The organism is Pseudomonas sp. LBUM1661, from assembly GCF_059695925.1.
The window spans coordinates 3,093,011-3,114,895 of record NZ_CP166794.1 but is presented as its reverse complement, the minus strand read 5'-3'; the positions used below and the strand labels follow the sequence as shown (position 1 = coordinate 3,114,895).

The following is a 21,885-nucleotide window of genomic DNA, read 5'->3' as shown; positions in this document are numbered from 1 at the left end:
CCCCCAAAGACCATCAATAAAAACTCACTGAGGGATGAGCCGAACGATGTGAATGAAAAGTGCAAAAGCCTGGAAAATATTTTTGCCGACGCAAAGATCCCTTGTAGGAGCGAGCTTGCTCGCGAAGGCGTGTCAGTCGAACTAAGTGTTGGATGACACACCATCGCGAGCAAGCTCGCTCCTACATAGGCCGAAATTCTCAGCCCGAGACGGTGACCCAATATCGGCTAAGCCGACTGACTTTCAGCGAAAAACCGCTCTCCAGCGCGGCCAGCGCCAGGTCGGTGTTATCGATGGGGAACGCTCCGGACACCTTCAAATGGGCAATCCGTGGATCACAACGCAACACGCCGCGGCGATAGCGCGAAAGATCGGCCAGCAGCTCGGCCAACGGACGATCGATAGCGATGATGCTGCCTTGCTGCCACGCGCCGGTCGACGCATCGTTGCGCCGTACCGCCCCCAGCGAGACGGCATTGAACGTCATGGACTGTCCCGCCTCGAGGCGCACGGCCGAGCCACCGCCAGTCGAAGTCACCTTCACCGCTTTCTCTAGCACCGCCACCTCGCCACCCTCTTCCTGGGACCGGACAATAAAGCGCGTGCCCAGGGCCAACACCTCGCCATGACGCGTGACCACCTTGAACGGCCGCTGCGCAGGGTCAACGGCCGTCGAAACGAGCAGTTCGCCCCACAACAGTTCCAGAACCCGTTGGCGCCCATCGAATCGGAGATTGACCGAGGTGTCAGTGTTCAGCAGCAATGAACTGCCATCCGCCAACCTGAACTCACGACGTTCGCCCACCGCCGTGCGGAAATCGGCAAACAGGTTTTGCGTGGTTTCACTGCGCCATCCCAACCAGCCCAGCGAACCGGCCGAGGCCAGCACCACGACACTGCGCAATATCTGACGACGGGATCGATCAGCCCCGCGCAAGGCCGGCGAAGCCAGGGCGCCCGGCACGCTGTTCATCTGCTCGCCGACGGCGGCCATGCGCTGCCAGGCTTGGCGATGCGACGGGTCAGCGTTCAGCCAGTCGTTCCACGCCGCACGATCCGCGTCGGTCGCGACGCCTGAATGCAGCCGGGCGTACCACCGGGCGGCCACACTGATCGCGTTCAACTCGACGGTTGAAAGGCTCATGCCAGCTGCAACTGTATTTGCACCAGGCAGCAATGCTCCATCGCCTTGGCCATGTAATTGTTGACCGTGCGCACGCTGACATTCAGGCGCTCGGCAATCTGCGGGTAAGTCAGGCCGTCGAACTGCGACAGGATGAAAGCCTGCTTGACCTTAGGCCCCAACCCTTGCAGCAAACGGTCGATTTCCATCAAGGCCTGCAACAGGATCGCCTGTTCTTCCAACGACGGTTGCTGCCATTCGGGCATGGCGGCCAGGGCTTCCAGCCATGACTGTTCCAGCGAACGGCGACGGAACAGATCAATCAACAGCCCCTTGGCGATCATCGACAAATAGGGACGCGGCTCGCGAATCTCCAGCGCGTTACGTGCCTTGATCACCCGTACAAAGGTGTCCTGCGCCAGGTCCGCCGCATCGAAGGCGTTGCCCAGACGCTTGCGCAGCCAGCCATTGAGCCAACCGTGGTGGTCGCAATACAGATCATTGACGGCGCTGCGCAGGGACAAATCGTTGGAGGGCATGACGATGGAATAATTCGCGACTGATAATGACTCGCATTGTCATCGCTACGGGCGGTAATTGGCAATAGATCCAAGTGCCCAAGTGAGATGATGGACACGGCAGGTTTTGCCGATAAGCGAAAAAGCCGCGGTATCGCGGCTTTCTTGATCGACCGAGGCAGCGAGACTTAAACGTCCTTGAGAATCTCGAACGTCACCTGATCGGGATAGAACGCCATATACCCGCGAATCTGCTCGACCGACACCTTGGGGTCCTCGTAACTCCACACCGCGTTCGCGCCTTCATGCCCGGGGATTTGCAGACTGTAATAGCTGGCATCGCCCTTGTAGGGGCAATAACTGGTGTGGTCGGTGCGGGCGTAGTACTTTTCGTCGATGTCCTCCCGGGGCACGTAATACACCGGAGGATAATTGGCCTCGAGCAAAACCAGCGCGCGTGCGGAGGCGGCCACCTGGATACCGTGAAACTTCACCAACAGGCAGCCGGGTTGCTCTGCGATGGTGATGACAGGACTAGGACCGGAGCTTTTCATGGAACACGTTCCTCATGACGGTGATGGACCTGTAGGAGCAAGGCTTGCCCGCGATGGACTGCACAGCGGCCGCAAAAAAACCGAGACCACGACTGTCAGGTATAACCCAGATTTCGCGATCACGACGGCTTCGCAGCCGAACGGAGGATCAAAACATCGCAGCGTTCGTCAGCACGCGCATTGGAATGTGCACACACGGTAGATGTGTCTTGGCCCTCATCGGGCAAGCGCAAGTTTCGGGTCAAAGGGACAGTGGTGGATTGAGCCCCGAAAACATACGCAACAGGTTTTGCTGTACATCCATACAGATAAAGGTTGCTCCAATCGCTTTCCCTGCGCATTCTGTTCACCTCTTCAAACCGACTGAACGATGGTGGTTATGCGGCTGTACCTCTGTGAAAAACCTTCCCAGGCCAAAGACATTGCGGCCGTGCTCGGCGCCAGGCGTCGGGGCGACGGCTGCTGGCTGGGAACGGACGTCACGGTGACCTGGTGCATTGGCCATCTGCTGGAAACCGCGCCGCCGGATGCCTACGACGCGCGCTACAAGCGCTGGGTGCTGGCGGACCTGCCGATCATTCCAGAAAAATGGAAAATGACCGTCAAGCCGCGCACGGCCAGCCAGTACAAGGCGGTCAAACGCTTGCTCGGCGAAGCTGACGAACTGGTCATCGCTACCGACGCCGACCGTGAGGGCGAGATGATTGCCCGGGAACTGGTCGAACATTGTCGCTATCGCGGGCCGATCCAGCGGCTATGGCTATCGGCGCTGGACGATGCCTCGATCCGCAAGGCACTCGCGGCGCTCAAGCCGGGGGCCGAAACCTTCAGTCTTTATCATTCGGCATTGGGGCGCTCCAGGGCCGACTGGCTGATCGGGATGAACATGAGCCGGCTGTTTACCCTGCTGGGGCGGCAGTCAGGTTATCAGGGCGTCTTGCCGGTCGGGCGGGTGCAAACACCGACCCTGCGCCTGGTGGTGGATCGCGATCGCAGCATCGCCGATTTCGTGCCGGTGGCTTACTGGGCCATCGACGTGCAACTGCTGCATGACGGCACGGCGTTCACTGCCCAGTGGCGTGCGGCGTCAGATGTCTGCGACGATCAGGATCGCTGCCTGAATCAGCCGCTGGCACAGAAAGCGGCCGCCGCAATGGGCAGCGCGACGAGTGCGCGGGTGATCAAGCTACGCACCGAACGGATGCGGGAAGTGGCGCCATTGCCATTCGATCTGGGCACCTTGCAGGAAGTCTGCTCGAAGAAACTCGGCCTCGGTGCCCAGGAGACCCTCGACATCGCCCAAGCGCTCTACGAAACCCACAAAGTCATCACCTACCCTCGCAGCGACTGCGGCTACCTGCCTGTGAGCCAGCACAGCGAAGCACCGGGTATTCTGGCGGCGCTGCGCCAGGCTGACCCGGCGCTGAACGCCTTGAACGATCACCTGGAACCCCAGCGACGCTCACGGGCCTGGAACGATGCGAAAGTCAGCGCTCACCACGGCATCATCCCCACCGCTGCGGCGAAAAACCTTGAGCGGCTGGTGGGCAAGCAACGAGCGGTCTACACCCTGATCCGCGCACGCTACCTGGCGCAGTTTCTGCCCAATCATGAATACGATCGGACCCAGGCCGACTTCAACTGTGCCGGTGAAGCCTTGCGCGCGGTGGGCAAGCAGATCGTCGAGCCCGGCTGGAAACGTGCCCTGCCCGAAGCCCTGGCCCCGGCCAAGGGCCGCGAGGCACCAGCCCCGCAAACCCTGCCGGCCCTGGCCGAAGGGCTTGATTGCGCCATCGCCGACGTCAAGCTCAAGGACCTGTGGACGCAGCCGCCCAAGCCGTTCACCGAAGGCGACCTGATCAAGGCCATGAAGAACGTCGCCAAACTGGTGGAAGATCCGCTGCTCAAGCAAAAGCTCAAGGACACCACCGGCATCGGCACCGAAGCAACCCGCGCCTCGATCATCCAGGGCTTGCTCGACCGCGGTTACCTGATCAAGAACGGCAAAGCGCTGGCCGCGACCCCGGCAGCGTTCAGCCTGATCGACGCCGTGCCGCGCGCCATTGCCGATCCGGGAACCACGGCGATCTGGGAGCAGGCGCTGGACATGGTGCAAAGCGGTGAAATGAGCCTGGAAGAATTCGTCACCAAACAGGCGGCGTGGATGAGCAAGCAGGTCGCCCGGTGTGCCGGCCTCAGCCTGACCATCAGCGGCCCGGCAAGCCCGGCCGGACGTGGCGCGACGCCGTGGAAAAACAAACGAAAACCGGCCAAGCGCAAGCCCTCGACCGGGACCCAACGCGCGGCAAAACCAGCGAGTAATGCTTGAGGGCACTTCGAACCGGCTGTGATGGTCTAGTGTTCTTCAAGCTCGGCGACCGCCGCTTTTTCTGAAAAGGGATTGACCATGATCATCGTGCATCACCTGAACAACTCCCGCTCCCAGCGGATTCTCTGGCTACTGGAAGAACTGGCCATCCCCTACGAGCTGAAACTGTATCAGCGCGACCCAAAGACCAACCTGGCGCCGCCGGAGTTGAAAGCGATCAATGCCCTGGGCAAATCGCCGGTGCTGGAAGACGGTGCGCAGAAGCTGATCGAGTCCTCCGCGATCATCGACTACCTGATTCGCCGCCATGGCCAGGGTCGCCTGCAACCCGATCCGTCCACCCCGGCCTACGATGAATACGTGCAGTGGCTGCACTTCGCCGAAGGCTCGGCAATGTTGCCGCTGATGCTCAACCTGTACGTCGGGCGCCTCGGTGAAGCCGGCGCGCCATTGCACCCACGGATCAATTCGGAAGTGGCCAACTACCTCGGTTACCTCGACACGGCACTGAGCCAGTCCGATTACCTGCTGGGCGATGAACTGACCGCCGCCGACATCCAGATGAGCTTCATCGGCGAGATTGCCAGGGCCCAGGGCAAGCTCGGCGGCTATCCTCATGTCGCGGCCTGGATTGAGCGCTTTCAGGCTCGCCCGGCTTATGCAGCCGCACTAAAGAAAGGCGGGAAATACGATTTCGCGCCCCACTGAGTGATCTCGTCCGGGCCACGGATGGCCTGCGCGTCAGGAGCCAACCCGCATGCCTTCGATAGAACTGCACGCCGCCCAGCGCGACGAACTGGAAACGATTGAGAACCTGATGCAGTTCTACCTGTACGACTTCAGCGAGTGGCTGCCGCTGAAACTCGGCGGGCATGGCTTCTTCAACGCCCAGCCTGAACTGGATTACTGGCGAAACCCCGCGACCCGCCCGTTCCTCATCAACGTTGACGGTGAACTGGCCGGTTTTGTGACCGTGGATGATCGGACCCATCTGCCAGGCGCGGAGCACAACATCGGCTACTTTTTTGTCAGCCGACGCTTCCGTGGCCAAGGCGTCGCGAAGTTTGTCGTTTCCACCCTCTTGAGCCAAATCCCCGGTCAATGGCAGATTTTCCACATCGATGCGAACCCGCCTGCGCGGCGGTTCTGGGCCAGGGTGATGCCTGAGCTGACTCAGGGCGAGTTCACCTTGCTTCAACTACCCGTCGACGGTTACCCCTGCACCTTCTACCGTTTCACCGCATCACCGCCGTCAGCCTGACTGGCGTGTTCCGCTGCCCTTTTTAATTCCAAAACCACTTTGTCCGACAATATGTAGTGACTGAAAATAATCACTACATAACGGTTGACGACGCCGTTTTGGCCTTGCATGATGCAGACGTCTCCCCGATCGGGAGTACAGGCAACATGTTTGAGCAAGCTCGTCTGACCGCCGAGCTGTTTTTCCCGGATACACGCTGCCCACAAGGCAGATTGAAGAAGCTGACCTGGCCCGAACGTCCAGTACAAGGACGAGAAGCGCTGGCGATCAATCCTCATGAAGCTTGTGGCCGACCCTGAAAACGTCGGTAGTGGCCTGAAGGTTTTCGCTGCTTCTCTTCGTTGTGACGCTATTGCGTAGCAGTTATTCAACACGACTACATGCAACAGACGCGAGACCCCGTCGATTTGGCGGCCGACCGCTGACGTCCTGGTTTCGGTGCCAGGGATCAACTAACCGATGGGCTACCTGTATTAGCGAATCAACTTTGAAAGATCACCAAATGGTCAAGGGGCTTTATTATGAATCTGAACAATCAACCTACTATCGATGAACTGGCTCGTATGTTCGCTGCGCAAAAAGACAGCCATGACAGCCACATTCTGTGGATCAGCAAGTCGGGCCAGGTTCATATCGACTGCCTGTCGCCTCACGCTCATGAAGCGGAGTTCGACAAGAACAACCAGAACCTGCTGGCCCGACTGAAGATGTACCGTCGCGGCCAGGGCTATGTCGGCAAGAAAGCCGCGGCCGACAAGGACTTCATCGGTAATGTTCTGCAAACGCTGAAACAGGCGTGGGCCTCGATGCAGAACCAGAACGAAGTTCGGGTGATTGACCGGTTCTACTGAGACGTCCCCAGGGTTCTATTTCACCCCCCCACAACCAAAAGGCCCCGCTCGTACTGTCGAGCGGGGCCTTTTTGTTTGTCTCGTGCGGCGCAAACAAAGCTATGGTTAAGCGTACGCGCCAAACCTTGGAGGCTAACGATGAAAACTGTCCTGACGTTCGTGCTGCTGGCAACAACGACTGTCGCCCAGGCCAACAGTGTCCCCGGCGTTCCCTCCTTCGACGTCGACTGCCCCGGAAAAATCGCGGTCCATGCGGATCAGGACGGCCCGGTGTTGATCAACAGCAAAGAAGCGGACACCAAAGCCATCGACGATCGCCGCTTCGAAGCCAAAGGATCGGGGGTCACACTCTCGATCGTCCTCGCCGATGACGACTCGGTGACCGTGAGTTCCACCGGCAAGGCGCCCAATGGTGTGTGCCAATCAGTGGATGACTGACCCCGTCACTCCGCAGCAACCGCGCCCAATAACGGTATCTTGCGCAGGACACGGTCCTCGGTGGCGATGGGTTCCGGCAGGATGGTGGCGATGGCCGTGTGGTGCCGGAACTGCTGACCCAGCAAGAACCCGGCGAACTGTTCGTGATCCGTAACGCCGGCAATATCGTGCCCTCCTACAGCCCGCATCCGGGCGGTGTTTCGGCCACGGTCGAGTACGCCGTTATCAGGTACAGCGCCCCCTCATGGGAGCGCTGTTCTCACTCGATCGCCACGGTTATAAATCGTCCTTCCTGGTGGACGATTGTGGTCGGCTCTCAGGGCTCTCTTCGGCGTTCGGCGCGGTTGGAACACTGCCAGGGGTGAACACGTGAGTCAGCAGTTCCCTGGCATCAATGTCGACGACACCCGGTACCGAACGGGCCAGCGCAACCGCCTGCTCACACTGTTTATGGGTGTTGACGCGCCCGCTCAATGCCACCGTGCCCGCAAGGGTTTTGACATGAATTTGCAGGCCAAGGGATGGCGTGGCCATTGCCAGGGCCGATTTCACCCGGGTGGTAATCCAGGCGTCGTGCGCGACCGCTTCCAACTGATGAGAGTAATGACCAAAGGATTGAAGTTTCATGACGGACCCCTCTCTCAAGACGCAGACTCAGACACACACTAAGTATAGTGCGGCCCTCGCCTGCGGTCGGGGTTCTCAGCGTTTGACCGACAGATCCGTCTGAGTCATGCGGCTGCGAATGGTGAACACGCCATCGCCCGAGAGAATCGCGCTGCGCGCAAACAGGCGCCCGCTCTCCCAGTTCGAAAGCCCCAACTCCGGCTTGTTCAGCGCGTATTGGCCGTCGACCCAACGGGTCATCCCGTTGCCGACAAAAGGCGCGTTGACCGCGTTGTAGAAGCGCTCCTGAGCCTCGGCTGCTTCACTGATCAGCGACACGGTGAATTGCGGGCTGTAGCGATTGAACAAGGCGATGGACTGGTCCAGGTCGTCGACGATCTTCAGGCTGACTTCCGGGGTTTCCTCCCATTCCCACTCGCGGCCCAACTGATTCTCGGGCAACGGTTCGGCCAACGCTTCGGTTTGGTAGCCTTCGGCGCGATACACCTCGACGCTCGCGGTCTGCCAGTGCGCTGGCAACCACGGCTCGCTGCCCTCGACGATGTGCAATTTGCAGCCCTGGCCCCGTGCGGTGCCGGCCTGTTGCAGCGCGTCGAGAAACAGCGGCACCAGTTCGCTGGCGCGGTCACGGTGGATGAGGCAGACATTGAGGGTATTGCAGACTTTGCGGTCCAGCGAGTTGCGCACCACGGCGGCAAAGCGCTGGGCGTCGGCGTCCTGGTTCGCGATCAACCAGGCGCCACCGGTGCCGTGCAGGCTGACGGCGGTGCCGGCCTGTTGCGCGATGCTGCCCAACTGACTGACGGCACGCCCCGATCCACGGGCTACGGCCAACGACAAGCGTCGGTCGGCGAACATCGCCCAACCGGCGGCGTGATTGACGCTTTCCACCAGCGACACTGCACCGGCCGGCAACCCTGCCTCGGACAAGGCTGGATTCAATGCATGGGTGACGATGGCTTGCGCCGTGCCCAAGGCATCACTGCCAATGCGCAGCACCGCAGTGTTACCCGTGCGCAACACCCCGGCAGCATCGGCGAAGACATTTGGCCGGCCTTCGAAGACGAAAGCGACGATGCCCAGCGGCGAGACCACTTGCTCGACTTTCCAGCCGTCATGCTCGACGCAACTGACCACTTTGCCACGGGTGGCCGACGCATCTCGCCAGGCCCGCAGGCCGGCGATCATGTCGGCACGCATGCGCTCATCGGCCAGCAGTCGCGTGGTGGAGCGCCCGCGTGCCTTGGCCCGCTCGATGTCGACCAGGTTGGCCGCCGCGATCAAGCCCCAGCACTCCGGCGTTTCCAGACGTTGGGCAAACAGATCGAAGAATTGGCTGATCGCCTGATCCGAGACCGCGGACATGGCCGTGAATGCCGCTTCGGCCCGTTCGATGGCGACGGCTGCCGCTTGCTGATCGGCTACCGGAATCAACAACAACTCGCCACTGACTTGCTCCACCAACAGGTGGTCGCCGGGCTGAAAGCGCGCCGCCAATTCGGGGCTGACCACAGAGACACGATTACCAGCGAAAGGGATCGGCGTGCCAGCGACTAGACGTTCGAGCGCAAGAGACATGAAGCGGTTTCACCATGCAGTGGACGGGCAGAAAATGTATAGGAAATTGCGCGTAGCGTCATTAACCGCGCGCCTGACCGGTGATCGCAAACCCGCGACCCCAGCGCCCGGCCCTCCTACGCTAAAGGGGTACACCGGCGTTTCCTGTTGCCGAAGGAGGCTGTCATGAGCGATGAATTCAAAAGTCATGGATCGGCTCTTGACGACGAAGGTCTGGCGAATGCCCTGGACCTTGCCAAAGTCAGTGCCGCGCAACTCTGGGCTGTTCTGGCAGTAGAAACCTCGGGCAACGGATACTTTTCCGATCGCCGACCGAAAATCCTCTTTGAGCGTCACGTCTTCAGCCGTCTGACCCACCAGATGTTTGATGCACAACACCCGCAGATCAGCAGCAAAACCCCGGGCAACTACGGCGAATCGGGGGCGCACCAATACGACCGCCTGAACCAGGCCATCCGCTTGAACAGGAACGCCGCGTTGCAAAGTACTTCGTGGGGTCTGGGGCAGACGATGGGGTTCAACTTCGCCCAGACCCGTTCGACGGATGTCGAGTCGATGGTCAAGCGCATGGTCGCCTCCGAGAACGAGCAACTGCTGTGCACCATTGGCACGTTGATCGAAGGCGGCGCAGTGGACGCGTTACGTGCCAAGGACTGGGCCAATTTCGCCCGCCGCTACAACGGCCCCAACTACGCCATCAACAACTATGACTTGCGGCTCAGTGCCGCCTATCAAAAGTTCTCTTATGGCGGCACCCCGGACCTGAGGATCCGCATGGCTCAAACCTACTTGACGTACCTGGGCTTTCATCCCGGCACCATCGACGGCATCGTCGGCAAGCAAACCCGCGACGCGATGAATCTGTTCCAGGCCAAAGAGGGGCTGGGGCCCACCACGGTGCTGGACGACGAAACGCTGGAGCACTTGCGCAGCCGGATCGACGCGTTGCCGTTGTAACCGAACCTCCACGCCGCGCCCCTGTTGGAGCTTGCGCTCGGCAGCTCCTAAAGGGGCGCAGTGTGGTTGAAGTGCTTACGTATCACAGTGTGTACAGCCCCCCTCTCGACACACCCCGGCCATAAAACCCCGCACCAACGACACATCGCAGATACACCTGCTTGATGAAATGTGCCTGTCGATTGGCCAAGCCGATCACCGCGCTCAACTCACTCAACGCTACGGAGTATCACCATGTTCAAGCTCTCGACTGCTTCGCTGACCCTCGGCCTGATCATCGCCGGTGGCCTGGCCCTGTCCAACGTCGCGTCGGCCTCCGAGTCCGAAGCGTTCAGCATGAAACAACTGGCCCACGGCTACAGCCAGGTCCAGGCCGATAGCCCCGAGAAACCCGCTGAAGGCAAATGTGGCGAAGGCAAGTGCGGCGCCGGCGAGTAACCCATTGCGTGGGGCACGCCGTTGCCCCACATCCCTGACTGAACGGAGATCAACCCCATGAACAGCTCAATTTCTTCGGCCGTCAAAGGCCTGCACCTGAACCTCGACCGTGCCGGTAACTGGATCGCGCCGCTGACCCTGCGGTTGTTCCTCGCCTGGGAGTTCTTCGAGTCAGGCCTGGAAAAATGGAATGGCGAAAACTGGTTCGCCGACATCCAGGACCGCTTCCCGTTTCCGTTCGACCACGTCTCGGCCACGCTGAACTGGGAACTGTCGATGTGGGCTGAACTGATCTGCGCCCTCGCCATCCTGATCGGCCTGGGAACTCGGGTTTCAGCCTTCATTCTGATCGTGGTAACCATCGTCGCGACCGCTGCCGTTCACTGGCCGGCCGATTGGTCTACATTGAGTGAGCTTGCCCAGGGTTACTCCATCAGCAACAAGGGTTATGGCAACTTCAAACTGCCGCTGATCTACCTCGCGGCCTTTGTGCCACTGCTGCTCTCGGGTGCCGGCAAGCTCAGTGTCGATGCGCTGCTGGCTCGATTCTTCTGGCGTCGCCACAACCGCTGATACGCCAGGGCTAACTTCTTTTTCCTGACTTTATTGGCGGGCAGAATGAAGCTTCACGCCGCAAAGGGATCGAGAACTCGAAACGCGTGCTGCGTGAACTCATGAAAATAAAAGGCAGCGATCCGTATATTGCCGGTCAAGAACCGAGCATCGGTGACTTTTACCTGGCACCGGGTTGTGCCTATATAGCGATGACCAAGGATGCGCCGCAGGTATTTTCAGTAGACGGTTTCAGCGAATGGTGGAAACGTATGCAGGCACTGCCAAGCTTCCAGGCCATACAGCCACAGTAAGCTTTACCCCACCTCAATTGCGTAGACAGGAGCCACCATGAGCGTGACCACCCAATGGATCGAGATCGACAGCGACGAAGGTAAATTCGGCGCTTACCTGGCGATTCCGCATACCCGCAAAGGTCCGGGGATCGTGCTGATCCAGGAGATCTTCGGCGTGAATGAACACATCCGCTCGGTTGCCGAGCAATACGCGGCTGATGGTTACCTGGTGATCGCACCGGACCTGTTCTGGCGCAACGGCCACCGTATCGAACTGGGCTACGACGAAGCCGGCTGGAAACGCGCCGTCGAATTGATGAACGCCACCGATGTCGGCAAGGCACAAGCCGACATCGAACTGGCCATCGATGCCTTGAAAGCCCGGCCGGAGCTGGACGGCGGCATCGCCTCGCTCGGCTACTGCTTCGGCGGCTTGCTTTCTTACCTCACGGCCACGAACGGGCTGGTGGACGTCGCCGTCGCCTACTACGGCGGTGGAATCCAGAATCACCTGGACCGCGCCGATCAAATCGAAGTGCCGCTGTTGATGCACTTCGGCGAAAACGACAGCCACATTTCACTGGAAGCCGTGGAGCAAATCGCCGAGCGTTTCGAGAACAACGACAACGTGGAAATTGTCGTGTATCCGGAAGCCGAACATGGCTTCAACTGTTCGCACCGCGACAGCTACAACCAGCGCACCGCGGCTGAGGCGCATGGCAATACGTTGATCTTCCTGGGTCAGGAACTGTAAGGCCAGATGAGTAAAAGGGGACTTCCACCGCGTAGGTGGAAGTCCCCTTTTTTTGCGCCTGTGATGGCCTCATCGCGGGCAAGCCACGCTCCCACAGGGGAATCCAATTCAATGTGGGAGCGCGGCTTGCCCGCGATGGGGACGACGCGGTTTAAAGGCTGACTTCTTCCACTGAGCCGATCACTGCCAGCTTCGGATGAGTGCTCCGCTCATGCACATGAGCCTGTGGTGTGCGGTCGATCAGCAGGCTCAGCAGTTCCGGACGGCTGTAGTGGCCACGGGAATCCATCATGCGTTTGCGCCTGTCGATCAGGCTCATGTCGAGGTCGACGATCACCTCGCCTTCGCCTTCAGTCAGCGAACCGAGTATCACGCCATCCGGGCTGATGATCGCGGTGAAGCACCCGCCTGAAATCGGGCCGATGGGGCAACCGGTGTCGGCCATGATCTGCGCCTGTTGCTCAGGGTTGAGCCAGGCGGTGGAGTTGACCACGAAGCACGCCGATTCCAATGCATGCTGGCGGATGTTGACTTCCATTTGCGAAGTGAACAACGGTCCGGCAAACGACCCTGGGTACATCGACGCGTGGATGTGTTCGCCGTCGGCCATCAAGGCGTAACGGGCCAGCGGGTTGTAATGTTCCCAGCAGGCCAATTGGCCGATGCGCCCTACCGCGCTGTCGGTAGCGCGAAGGCCAGAGCCGTCACCCATGCCCCAAATCATGCGTTCGTGATAGGTCGGGGAAATCTTGCGGCGATGCTGGATCAGTGTGCCATCGGCATCGAACAGCAATTGCGCGTTGTACAGCGTGCCGCCGTCACGTTCGTTGACGCCGATGGACACGACCATGCCAGCCTGTTTGGCAGCGGCACCGATGGCATCCGTGGCGGCCGACGGGATGGTCACGGACTGGTCCAACAGTTTGAGGTGTTCGGCGCCCATTTCGAACGGCGACTGCACGAACGAGAAATACGGGTAGTACGGCACGATGGTTTCCGGGAACACGGCGAACTGCACACCCTGGTCACCGAGTTCAAGAATCTTCTGGACAACTTTATCGACAGTGCCTTCACGGCTGTAGAGTACGGGCGCGATCTGGACGGCGGCGGCTTTGATGAGGGTCATGGCGGTGATCTCAATGAAAAAGTGGGCTTCAACAAGATCAACATTACGCCAATAATATTTAGACCTGAATGTCGTATATCCCACCTTTTAGGACACTCTGAAAAATGCCATCAATTCAGACGATGCGTTACCTGCGGCGAGGGAGCTTGCTCCCGCTGGGTCGCGAAGCGGCCCCAAAAAAAAGGACTGCTGTGCAGTCCAGCGGGAGCAAGCTCCCTCGCCACAGGTTCAGTGCCTGACTCACTGGCATCAGGCTCGGTTGGCGCGTTGTATGACTTGCGGCGGTTGGCCGAACGCACGGATAAACGCCCGACGCATCCGCTCCCGATCGCCAAAACCGGTATCGGCAGCCACCACGTCAATGGAGTGCCGACCGGTTTCCATCATCAGGCGCGCGGATTCCACCCGCAGGTTTTCGATGGCCTTGGCCGGTGATTGACCGGTTTCGGCATGGAACACACGGCTGAACTGACGAGGGCTCAAATTGGCTGCGTTGGCCAGTTCCTCGACCGACAACGCGGACTTCAGGTTGTGCTTGGCGTAGGTCAGCGCGGCCTGGATGCGGTCAGTCTTGGGCTCAAGTTCGAGCATCACCGAAAACTGCGATTGCCCGCCCGCGCGCCGATGGTAGACCACCAATTGCCGGGCCACGCGCCGTGCCACTTCGGCACCGAGGTCGTTCTCAACCAGGGCCAGGGCCAAATCGACGCAAGCGCTCATGCCCGCCGCTGTCCAGATATTGCCGTCGTTGATAAAGATCCGGTCTTCTTCCACCTTCACTTTCGGGTACGCCCGCTGCAGCGCCGGGGCATGACACCAGTGCGTGGTCGCCCGTCTGCCATCGAGCAAGCCGGCCTCGGCCAGCACGATAGCGCCGGTGCAGATCGAACCCAGGCGCCGGGTGGTCCGGCTGGCGTTGCGTAAAAATTCGACCATGCCCGGCGTGGTCGGGCGGATCAGGTTGTCACCCATCACCAGCAATGTATCGAACGAGTGCTGGTCGAACGCGCTGGTTTCCACGCCGAATCCGGCGGACGTCTGCACCGTCCCCCCGTGCTCGGACAGCAAGGTAATGCTGTACACCGGCTCGTCGGCGGCCGTGTTAGCCAACTCGAATGAGGCGCACATCGCCAGGCCGAGCACCTGGAATCCGGGGTGAACAATCAGTCCGATCTCGTGCATGACAGCCACCTCTCTTGACCTTAAAAGTGGCATGACTTGTTTTAGGCCACTGAATTGCACTGTACGCCCAAATTGGGTCTATACATAACTGTAATCAGTTGGCCGAAAACAAGAGGCACAGGCCATGGACAACCACGGTTCGGGCACTAACCTGGCGTTTTGGCTGCCAGGCAGTGCGGTGATCCTCAGTCTCGTGGTCTCGATGTTCGCCCTCAACCGCGAGCCGTTCCTTGAACCGCGGCCCATCGGCGCCCAGTTCCAGGCGCAACTGCCCATCGAAGCACGGCTCTGGCAAGACCCTTTCGATGCCGTCGAGCGTTATCGCAAGAAGCTCACCGACAGCAAGAACCCCGATGCGGACAATGTGTGCAGTGCTGATATGGCGTCCCTGTCCGGCGAAAATGCAGCGCCCGATGTGATGGTGGCGCTGGTCGAGGGCGGCCCTTACGCCGACGAAGTCGAACGGCGTCGCCGCATCCGCTACGCCTTGCTGGCGGGGTTCAAGAATTCCCATCGGGTGCCGGATCAGGAACAGTACATCCATTGCTTGAGACTCGCCGCTGACCTGTCGGTCGATGCACCGCAGAAACAGGCTTTCGTCGACGCGCCCTATGAAATTTTCGTCTCCAACCCATTCGATCCGCCGACCGCACTGGAAGGCGCCCCGCCGCCTGATCGAACGATCGTGTTCTGGCTGAAACAGGACGCACTCGGTTCAACCCCGTTGCAGCAACTGGAAAAACTACGCGCAACCCTGAACCACAAAATCGCTCAGGGCTGCACGCCACCCTCCTGTACAGCACCACCCGACAACGCCGTCCTGAAAGTCATCGGCCCTTCCACCTCAACCGTTTTGCGCGACATGTTCCAGGACCAGGACCTCGGCCAGGCCACGGCGACTGTCGAGATTTACTCACCGCTGGCCACGGCCGACAACGAAACCCTGGATCGCGGCTACAAGAAACTTTCACCACCGCTGGCAACCCGAACACCGATGAAGTTGCTGCGCACCGTCAGCGACGACGGCACCATGACGCAGCTGATGTTGGAGGAACTGAAGCTGCGCCGTGTCGACCCGGCCGCTGGCGTGCGGTGCAGCGAAGGCAAGCTGCGACGCATCGGCTCACCATGCACCCGTGACCTGCGCCGCAGCGGCAACCGCATCGCGTTGATTTCCGAGTGGGACAGCTTCTACAGCCGCGCGCTGATTGAAAGCTTCAAGTCGCAGGTCGCCAACGACGCTCGCCTCGGTAACGATGACAAAAACCAGCGGGCAGTGGTCGATCAATGGATTTTGCGCTTCAGCTATTTACGCGGCCTGGACGGTCGCCTGCCCGAGGAGTCGGCCAGCAACGACAAAAGCGCCGCTTCCGATCCCGGCAAAAACAGCAAAGACCCCACCCAGATTGATCTCAGCCCACTGGAGAAATCCGATGGCAATTCCCAACTCGATTACCTGCGACGCCTGGCCGACCACATCGCCAGCGAGGACGCGGCGTATAGGCGCAATGGCGAAAGCGGCATTGGCGCCATCGGTGTGCTGGGCGTCGATGCCTACGACAAGCTGCTGGTGTTGCAGGCGCTGAAGAGTCGGTTGCCGTACAAACTGTACTTTTCCACCGACCTCGACGCGCGCATGTTGCAGCGGGGCCAGGCGCAAACCACGCGCAACCTGATACTCGCCGCGCCCTATGGCCTGACGCTGACCCGTGCGTTGCAACAAGACGTGCCGCCGTTTCGCGACAGCCTGCAAAGTGCCGTGTTCATCTCGGTGCTGGCCGCGCTGGCACCACAATCCTTCGATGCCAAACGGGCGAAGTTCGACTATTCAAAATCCGAGCTGCTGTCGCCGGGGATCTACGAGGTGGGCATCAGCGGCTTCATTCCGCTGGCGAGCCGGCTGACCGCTTCACGCCCGGCCAACTGCGAAGCCCCGACCCAATCCCAGTCCGATCGTGGCGTACGTCCGCACGACCTGATGGCGCTGCGCTGCCTGCAGGATCCCTCGCCACCGCCCTACCCTGAACCCTCCACGTCGATCCGCGAGCGCTTCAAGCAGGCCCAATCGTTTTTCTGGGCCGGGCCGTTGACGCTCACCCTGCTGATACTCGCCGGGTTCATCGTCTGGTGGAAAATCGAAGGCCCGCGAGATGATCACGATGCCCGGCTGGCCTGGGTCCGGGGCGTGCCAATCACGTTGTACATGGTGGCAGCGGCCTGCGCCTTTATCGCCACTCGGTTCTGGCACGCGGAGTTCCTCTGGTTCACGTTCGTGCTGATCCTGCTGGGTATCATCACCGCAAACCTGACCCGGCGCTCCGCAAGAAAACTGGCGATGGCGCAGGATGTGACGGGCAACGCCAGCACCGGCCTGTACGACTCCCGTGCGTGGTACATCGTGGTTCCCCTGGTGATGTTTATCCTTGTCTTGATGATGGCGTATCAGATGCGCAGCACCTTGACGGAAAACGGCCTGGGTGAACCGATGTTCCTGTTCGAAGGCATCAGTGCCTGGCCGACCATGGCCCTGCGACTGCTGGCCGTGCTGATATCGCTCGCGGCATTGGCCTGGGGCTGGCGCAACCTGCGCGTCAACCGGGCCGAGATCGAGACCGCGTACCACCTGACCCTGCACATGCGTAAGTACGAGATGACCTTATGGGGCCAGCTCCGGCGTTTGATTCGTCGCGGCAAGGGCTGGAAGTTCCGGCGCTGGTGCAACGAACTCGGGCATTGCCTGGTGCTGATTTTCTTCCCGCTGATGAGCACCAGCGAAGAATGGTCGAGATCCTGCGCACCGGCCCAGACCACCTGCGCGGACGGGCGCAAGCTGATCTCCATTGCGCGCTTCTGGGGTGAGCACTGTGTGTGCGGTTCCTTCGGTGCCAGAATGCTGCGAGCCATGCTCGCCACGTGGGTCTACGTGGTCGTCACCAGCGTGCTGTTTGTCGTCTGGCCAATGGAAGGCATGCCCGTTCGCGGCCATTCGATGTGGTGGATGATGGGCTGGCTGCTGCCCACGCTGATTTTCCAGGTGCTGGTGTTCTGGGTGGTGGACGCCAATCTGCTGCTGACGCGCTTCATCCGCCACCTCAGCGAACACCATGCGATCTGGCCCGGGACCTTGCAGGCGGAGCACAAGAAAACCTTCGGCATGCTCAGGCATCCGTGCATCGATGAGTGGGTGGATTTGCAACTGATCGCCAAACGCACCTCGGCGGTCAACCGGCTGATCTATGCGCCGACGGTGGTGATGTTGATCCTGCTGGCGTCGCGCAGCAGCCTGTTCGATAACTGGCCGACACCGCCGGGCCTGATCATTTCGTACCTGCTGACGGCGCTGGTCCTGCTCGTCTCGGCATTGTCGCTGCGGCGCGGCGCGGAAAAGGCCCGCACACTTGCGTTGCAACGACTGGACGCCTTCCTGCTGCAAACGCCCGAATCGTCGCCCTGCTACGAGAAGTTCAAGATGATCCGCGAGCGCGTCGCGACGCTCAATACCGGCTCATTCTCCCGCTACTCCGAAGACCCGCTGATCCGGGCACTGCTGCTGTCGCTGACCGGCATCGGCGGCTCGGCGATTGTCGATGCGCTGAACTACGCGAAGTTTTAGCGCGGTCATGGCGTACCGGCGCGCACGACATCCAGCCGCAGGTTTTCGCCAAAAACCGTATAACCAACGGTCTGTGGCCAGTTGAATCGATAGACCGTGGCGGACGGCTCGGGGTGGCATTTGCCGTTATCCGCATCGACACCCACAATCGACCATTGCGCCCGGGACGTCTCACCCAGCTCACGGGCAGCCAGGGGATCGAAACAGCGACTCAGCACCTCATCCGGCACCAACGCGTAGGCTTGCGGATGTTCGCGCAGCCACTGCGCGGCCCGCTCCACCGTGGAATCGAGCATGCCGAAATGCACAATCGGCTGGCGGGCGAACAACCAGTGGCCCTCGCTCCAGTTGACCAATACCAGCTCCGCGCCGTGGCTCAGGGTACTCGCCTGCGCCATGATCAACTGATCCGGATTGACCCCGTCCTTGACCGGCTCGATGAAACCACGGGCGAACCACAGCACAAACCAGGTCACGACCAGCGCCGGAAATGCCCGTCGAAACCGTGGGCGCTGGCGGAACCAGCGCTGCAGCAGCCACGGGATCAGCGGCGCGGCCACCAGCACCAATCCGGGCAGCGCCGGGTAGATGTACAACTTGCGTTTGCCGCTGCTGATACAGAAAAACAGCACCACCAGCGCCACCCAACCGAGCAGCACCAGCACCCGACCGTCGCGTTTGCTCAACTGTCGACGCCAGGCTGGCACCAGCCACGGCAACACCAAAACCAAAGGCAGCCAATACTGCGGAATAACGTTGACGAAGAAGTACCAGAACGGCTCGCGGTGATGCCACGCGGCAGCGTAGCGGCCGGCGGTCTGGCGCAGGAGGATTTCCCGTGCATAGGCAATTTCGTCAGCGCTGCCATTGAGTGCAATGGACAGCGCCAAGGGCAACAGCCAGATCGCAATCGCACCGAGCATCACCACAAAACCCAGCAACCACTTGCGCGCTTCTCCCGGCATGGCCACCACGCCCGGCCAACCTTTGCGCACCGCGTAGGCATACGGGATCAACATCAGCGCCGGAAGGAAGCCGACGCCTTTGGTGATCACGCCAATGCCCATGGCGGCGCAGCCCACATAAAACCAGCGCCACGCCGGGCCGAGCAGCAAGTGACGCGCCAGCCCGTACAGGCCCAGCGAGGTGAACAGAATCAAAAAGCTGTCGATCTGCCCGGTGCGCAGGATGCTGTAGGTCTGGTAAGTCGCCAGGTACAGCAGCGCAGCCGTGCGAGCGGTGCGCTGATTCCAGAGCCGGCGGCCCAGGTCGTAGACCATCGCTGTCACCGTCACCGCCGAAAACAGCCCCGGAATATAAAGCGCGATGTTGGGCTTGCCGGTGAGCCAGACGAAGAACGCCACCGTCCACATGAAAATTGGCGGTTTGTCGCCGTAGATTTCCCCGGCGCGGTGTGGAATCAGCCACGAACCGTTGTTCAGCATCTCCAGCGCCACGCCGAGGAAACGTTCTTCATCGACGTTCTGCGCCTGACGCAGCCCCAGGCCCGCACCGATCAACAGCAAGGCAAGCAGCATCAGGCCCAGGCATTCGACCCTGGGCGATAGGGTTCGGCGCATGGCTTATTCCTTGAGGTTTTTGCTCTTGGCGATCAATTGCAGGTTGCGCAGATACACGATGGAACCAAAGGCCTGGCCGGCAATGAACACCGGGTCTTGGCGGTAAATGGCGTAGGCGAACAGCAAGGTGCTGCCGACAATGCTCAAGTACCAGAAACTCACCGGGATCACGCTGCGTTTCTTGTATTCGCTGTACAGCCACTGCAAGACGAAGCGACCGGTAAATGCAATCTGCCCGGCAAAGCCAATCACCAGCCACAGGACTTCTCGCGACAAAGTCATGCGTCCACCTCCTGGGCGTTGGTGTTCAGGCGGGTGCGTTTGATCAGCCACCAGACACCGACCAGGTCGAGAATGCCGACCAACGCGCGGTCGAGGTTGCCGTACTTGGACACGCCGGCCGTGCGCGGTCGGTGGTTGACCGGGTGGACGATCATTCGCCCGTTGTGGCGCTGGATCAATGCCGGAATGAAGCGGTGCATATGGTCGAAATACGGCAGACGCAGAAAGGCCACTCGCTCGATCAGCTTCAAGCCGCAACCGGTGTCCGGGGTGGCGTCCTTGAGCAGACGGCGACGCAGGCCGTTGGCGAAACGCGAGGCCCAGCGCTTGCTCGCAGTGTCGCGGCGGTTGGTCCGGTGGCCGGCCACCAATTGCACGTCGCCCCTGCCCCGCTCGCCGCGCACCAGTGCCAACATGCCTGGGATGTCCGCCGGGTCGTTTTGCCCGTCGCCATCGAGCGTCGCCAACCATTGCCCCCGCGCTTCACGCGCCGCATGGTAGAGCGAGGTGCTTTGCCCCAGCGAACGTTCGTGACGCAGGATGCGCAAGGTGTCCAGGCCGCTGTTTTTGATCTGCCGCAACTCGTGCAGCGTGGCATCGGTGCTGCCGTCGTCGACCACGATAATTTCATAAGCCTCGTCGGCCAGCGCCACGCGTATTTCTTCAAGCAAGGGCTTGAGGTTGTTCGCTTCGTTTTTTGCTGGAATCAGTACCGATACAAAAATATCCTGGCTCATGGAGTCCCCATTTATCCTCATCACGCCAGCTCCTACAGACCGCCGTCACCGAATTCAAATCTGATAAAACTGCCGATACCACTTCACGAATTCCGCCACGCCGGTTTCAACCGTCACCTGCGGACTGAAGCCAACCCACGCCGCCAGCGCCGACACGTCGGCCCAGGTCTTGACCACATCACCGGCCTGCATCGGCATGAAATGGCGCTGGGCCGGTTTATTCAGCGCCAGCTCCAGGCACTCGACGAAATCCAGCAGCGCCACCGGCATGCCGCGACCGATGTTGAACAGTCGGTTCACGCCAACGGCCTCACCCTCCGGCACTGGCGGCCGCGAGCGCAGTCGGGCGATGCTTTCGACGATGTCATCGATGTAGGTGAAGTCGCGCGACATCTGGCCCTGGTTATAGAGGTCGATCGGCAGGCCTTTGAGGATCGCGTCAGTGAATTTGAACAGCGCCATGTCGGGCCGCCCCCAAGGGCCGTAGACGGTAAAGAAACGCAAGCCGCTGGCCTTCAAGCCATACAAATGGCAATAGCTGTCAGCCAGCAGTTCATTGGCGCGTTTGGTGGCGGCATACAGCGAGATGGGGTGATCGACGGCGTCGTCGACACTGAACGGCATTTTGCTGTTAGTGCCGTACACCGAACTGCTCGAGGCATAGATCAGATGGTCAGGGTGATGGTGACGGCAGGCTTCCAGCACATTGAGGAAACCCACCAGGTTGGATTGGGCGTACACATCCGGGTTATCCAGCGAGTAACGCACGCCGGCCTGCGCCGCCAGATGCACCACCTCGGTAAATCCGTGTTTATCGAACAACGCCAGCAAGGCCGGTTTATCAACGATGTCCATTTTCTGGAATCGAAATCCCGGCAAGGACTCCAGCGCTTTGAGCCGCGCCTGCTTGAGCGTGACATCGTAGTAGTCGCTGAGGTTGTCGATCCCGACCACGTCATGACCGTCCTGGCACAAGCGTCGGACAGTGTGAAAGCCGATGAAACCGGCGGCACCGGTGACCAAGACAGTCACAGGGTGCTCGCCCGGGCAACGCCTGCCCGCCAATGCGCATTCATCGGTGCGTTGTTG

General features: G+C 60.5%; 22 protein-coding genes and 1 pseudogene. 12 read left to right on the top strand and 11 right to left on the bottom strand.

Annotated features, from left to right (window positions below; genetic code table 11):
* Positions 1 to 199: 199 nt before the first annotated feature.
* The 3 genes from ACA057_RS14300 to ACA057_RS14290 form a co-directional block, all read right to left on the bottom strand.
* Entirely contained in the window at positions 200 to 1,144 is a 945-nt protein-coding gene (locus tag ACA057_RS14300; RefSeq protein WP_497349344.1) for a FecR domain-containing protein, read from the bottom strand.
* Complete coding sequence (locus tag ACA057_RS14295; RefSeq protein WP_497349342.1) at positions 1,141 to 1,662, bottom strand: sigma-70 family RNA polymerase sigma factor; 522 nt, start codon at positions 1,660 to 1,662, stop codon at positions 1,141 to 1,143. Before ACA057_RS14295 ends, ACA057_RS14300 begins: the two co-directional genes overlap by 4 nt.
* A 167-nt stretch (positions 1,663 to 1,829) precedes the next feature.
* Positions 1,830 to 2,195, bottom strand: a complete 366-nt coding sequence (locus tag ACA057_RS14290; RefSeq protein WP_497349340.1) for a DUF427 domain-containing protein — start codon at positions 2,193 to 2,195, stop codon at positions 1,830 to 1,832.
* Positions 2,196 to 2,574: 379 nt separating this feature from the next.
* On the opposite strand from ACA057_RS14290, the gene ACA057_RS14285 reads away from it, so the two are divergent.
* The 6 genes and pseudogenes from ACA057_RS14285 to ACA057_RS14260 form a co-directional block, all read left to right on the top strand.
* On the top strand, positions 2,575 to 4,524 hold the full coding sequence (locus ACA057_RS14285; RefSeq protein WP_497349338.1) for a DNA topoisomerase III: 1,950 nt from the start codon (positions 2,575 to 2,577) through the stop codon (positions 4,522 to 4,524).
* 78 nt (positions 4,525 to 4,602) lie between these two features.
* Positions 4,603 to 5,232: a glutathione S-transferase family protein gene (locus tag ACA057_RS14280; protein WP_497349336.1), complete on the top strand. Its 630-nt coding sequence runs from the start codon at positions 4,603 to 4,605 to the stop codon at positions 5,230 to 5,232.
* 49 nt (positions 5,233 to 5,281) lie between these two features.
* A complete protein-coding gene (locus ACA057_RS14275; protein ID WP_497349334.1) occupies positions 5,282 to 5,785 on the top strand; it encodes a GNAT family N-acetyltransferase in 504 nt (167 codons plus the stop codon).
* Between the two features lie 521 nt (positions 5,786 to 6,306).
* A complete protein-coding gene (locus ACA057_RS14270) occupies positions 6,307 to 6,636 on the top strand; it encodes a hypothetical protein (protein ID WP_059405521.1) in 330 nt (109 codons plus the stop codon).
* Positions 6,637 to 6,774: 138 nt separating this feature from the next.
* Positions 6,775 to 7,074, top strand: a complete 300-nt coding sequence (locus ACA057_RS14265) for a hypothetical protein (RefSeq protein ID WP_497349332.1) — start codon at positions 6,775 to 6,777, stop codon at positions 7,072 to 7,074.
* A gap of 89 nt (positions 7,075 to 7,163) precedes the next feature.
* A pseudogene (locus ACA057_RS14260) lies at positions 7,164 to 7,340 on the top strand (carbonic anhydrase); the annotation flags it as partial.
* A gap of 10 nt (positions 7,341 to 7,350) precedes the next feature.
* Here ACA057_RS14260 and ACA057_RS14255 read toward each other — a convergent pair.
* Together ACA057_RS14255 and ACA057_RS14250 are read right to left on the bottom strand one after the other, a co-directional pair.
* Positions 7,351 to 7,701, bottom strand: a complete 351-nt coding sequence (locus ACA057_RS14255) for a BON domain-containing protein (protein ID WP_497349330.1) — start codon at positions 7,699 to 7,701, stop codon at positions 7,351 to 7,353.
* A 75-nt stretch (positions 7,702 to 7,776) separates the two neighbouring features.
* A complete protein-coding gene (locus ACA057_RS14250; RefSeq protein ID WP_497349328.1) occupies positions 7,777 to 9,279 on the bottom strand; it encodes an aldehyde dehydrogenase family protein in 1,503 nt (500 codons plus the stop codon).
* Positions 9,280 to 9,444: 165 nt separating this feature from the next.
* Between ACA057_RS14250 and ACA057_RS14245 the strand changes: the two genes are divergently transcribed.
* The 5 genes from ACA057_RS14245 (at position 9,445) to ACA057_RS14225 (ending at position 12,276) form a co-directional block, all read left to right on the top strand.
* On the top strand, positions 9,445 to 10,236 hold the full coding sequence (locus ACA057_RS14245) for an N-acetylmuramidase domain-containing protein (protein ID WP_497349326.1): 792 nt from the start codon (positions 9,445 to 9,447) through the stop codon (positions 10,234 to 10,236).
* Positions 10,237 to 10,470: 234 nt separating this feature from the next.
* The gene (locus ACA057_RS14240) at positions 10,471 to 10,674 is read left to right on the top strand and encodes an HvfA family oxazolone/thioamide-modified RiPP metallophore (protein WP_497349324.1); all 204 of its coding nucleotides are present in this window, start codon (positions 10,471 to 10,473) and stop codon (positions 10,672 to 10,674) included.
* Between the two features lie 57 nt (positions 10,675 to 10,731).
* Positions 10,732 to 11,247, top strand: coding sequence for an HvfX family Cu-binding RiPP maturation protein (locus ACA057_RS14235; protein ID WP_497349322.1), 516 nt, complete (start codon positions 10,732 to 10,734; stop codon positions 11,245 to 11,247).
* 86 nt (positions 11,248 to 11,333) lie between these two features.
* Entirely contained in the window at positions 11,334 to 11,540 is a 207-nt protein-coding gene (locus ACA057_RS14230; RefSeq protein ID WP_497349320.1) for a hypothetical protein, read from the top strand.
* A 37-nt stretch (positions 11,541 to 11,577) separates the two neighbouring features.
* Entirely contained in the window at positions 11,578 to 12,276 is a 699-nt protein-coding gene (locus ACA057_RS14225; RefSeq protein ID WP_497349318.1) for a dienelactone hydrolase family protein, read from the top strand.
* Between the two features lie 151 nt (positions 12,277 to 12,427).
* Here ACA057_RS14225 and ACA057_RS14220 read toward each other — a convergent pair whose 3' ends face one another.
* Complete coding sequence (locus ACA057_RS14220) at positions 12,428 to 13,402, bottom strand: nitrilase-related carbon-nitrogen hydrolase (protein WP_497349316.1); 975 nt, start codon at positions 13,400 to 13,402, stop codon at positions 12,428 to 12,430.
* A 249-nt stretch (positions 13,403 to 13,651) separates the two neighbouring features.
* Entirely contained in the window at positions 13,652 to 14,584 is a 933-nt protein-coding gene (locus ACA057_RS14215) for a GlxA family transcriptional regulator (RefSeq protein WP_497349314.1), read from the bottom strand.
* A 124-nt stretch (positions 14,585 to 14,708) separates the two neighbouring features.
* Between ACA057_RS14215 and ACA057_RS14210 the strand changes: the two genes are divergently transcribed.
* Entirely contained in the window at positions 14,709 to 18,197 is a 3,489-nt protein-coding gene (locus ACA057_RS14210) for a hypothetical protein (protein ID WP_497349312.1), read from the top strand.
* 5 nt (positions 18,198 to 18,202) lie between these two features.
* Here ACA057_RS14210 and ACA057_RS14205 read toward each other — a convergent pair whose 3' ends face one another.
* The 4 genes from ACA057_RS14205 to ACA057_RS14190 are packed head-to-tail and all read right to left on the bottom strand — an operon-like array spanning position 18,203 to position 21,828.
* Positions 18,203 to 19,777 carry an ArnT family glycosyltransferase gene (locus tag ACA057_RS14205; protein ID WP_497349310.1) on the bottom strand — a complete coding sequence of 525 codons (1,575 nt, stop codon included), beginning with the start codon at positions 19,775 to 19,777 and terminating at the stop codon, positions 18,203 to 18,205.
* Between the two features lie 3 nt (positions 19,778 to 19,780).
* Complete coding sequence (locus ACA057_RS14200; RefSeq protein WP_497349308.1) at positions 19,781 to 20,059, bottom strand: lipid-A-disaccharide synthase N-terminal domain-containing protein; 279 nt, start codon at positions 20,057 to 20,059, stop codon at positions 19,781 to 19,783.
* A complete protein-coding gene (locus ACA057_RS14195; protein WP_497349306.1) occupies positions 20,056 to 20,796 on the bottom strand; it encodes a glycosyltransferase family 2 protein in 741 nt (246 codons plus the stop codon). The genes ACA057_RS14200 and ACA057_RS14195 overlap by 4 nt, the downstream gene beginning before the upstream one ends.
* A gap of 54 nt (positions 20,797 to 20,850) precedes the next feature.
* Entirely contained in the window at positions 20,851 to 21,828 is a 978-nt protein-coding gene (locus ACA057_RS14190) for an NAD-dependent epimerase/dehydratase family protein (protein ID WP_497349304.1), read from the bottom strand.
* Positions 21,829 to 21,885 lie beyond the last annotated feature (57 nt).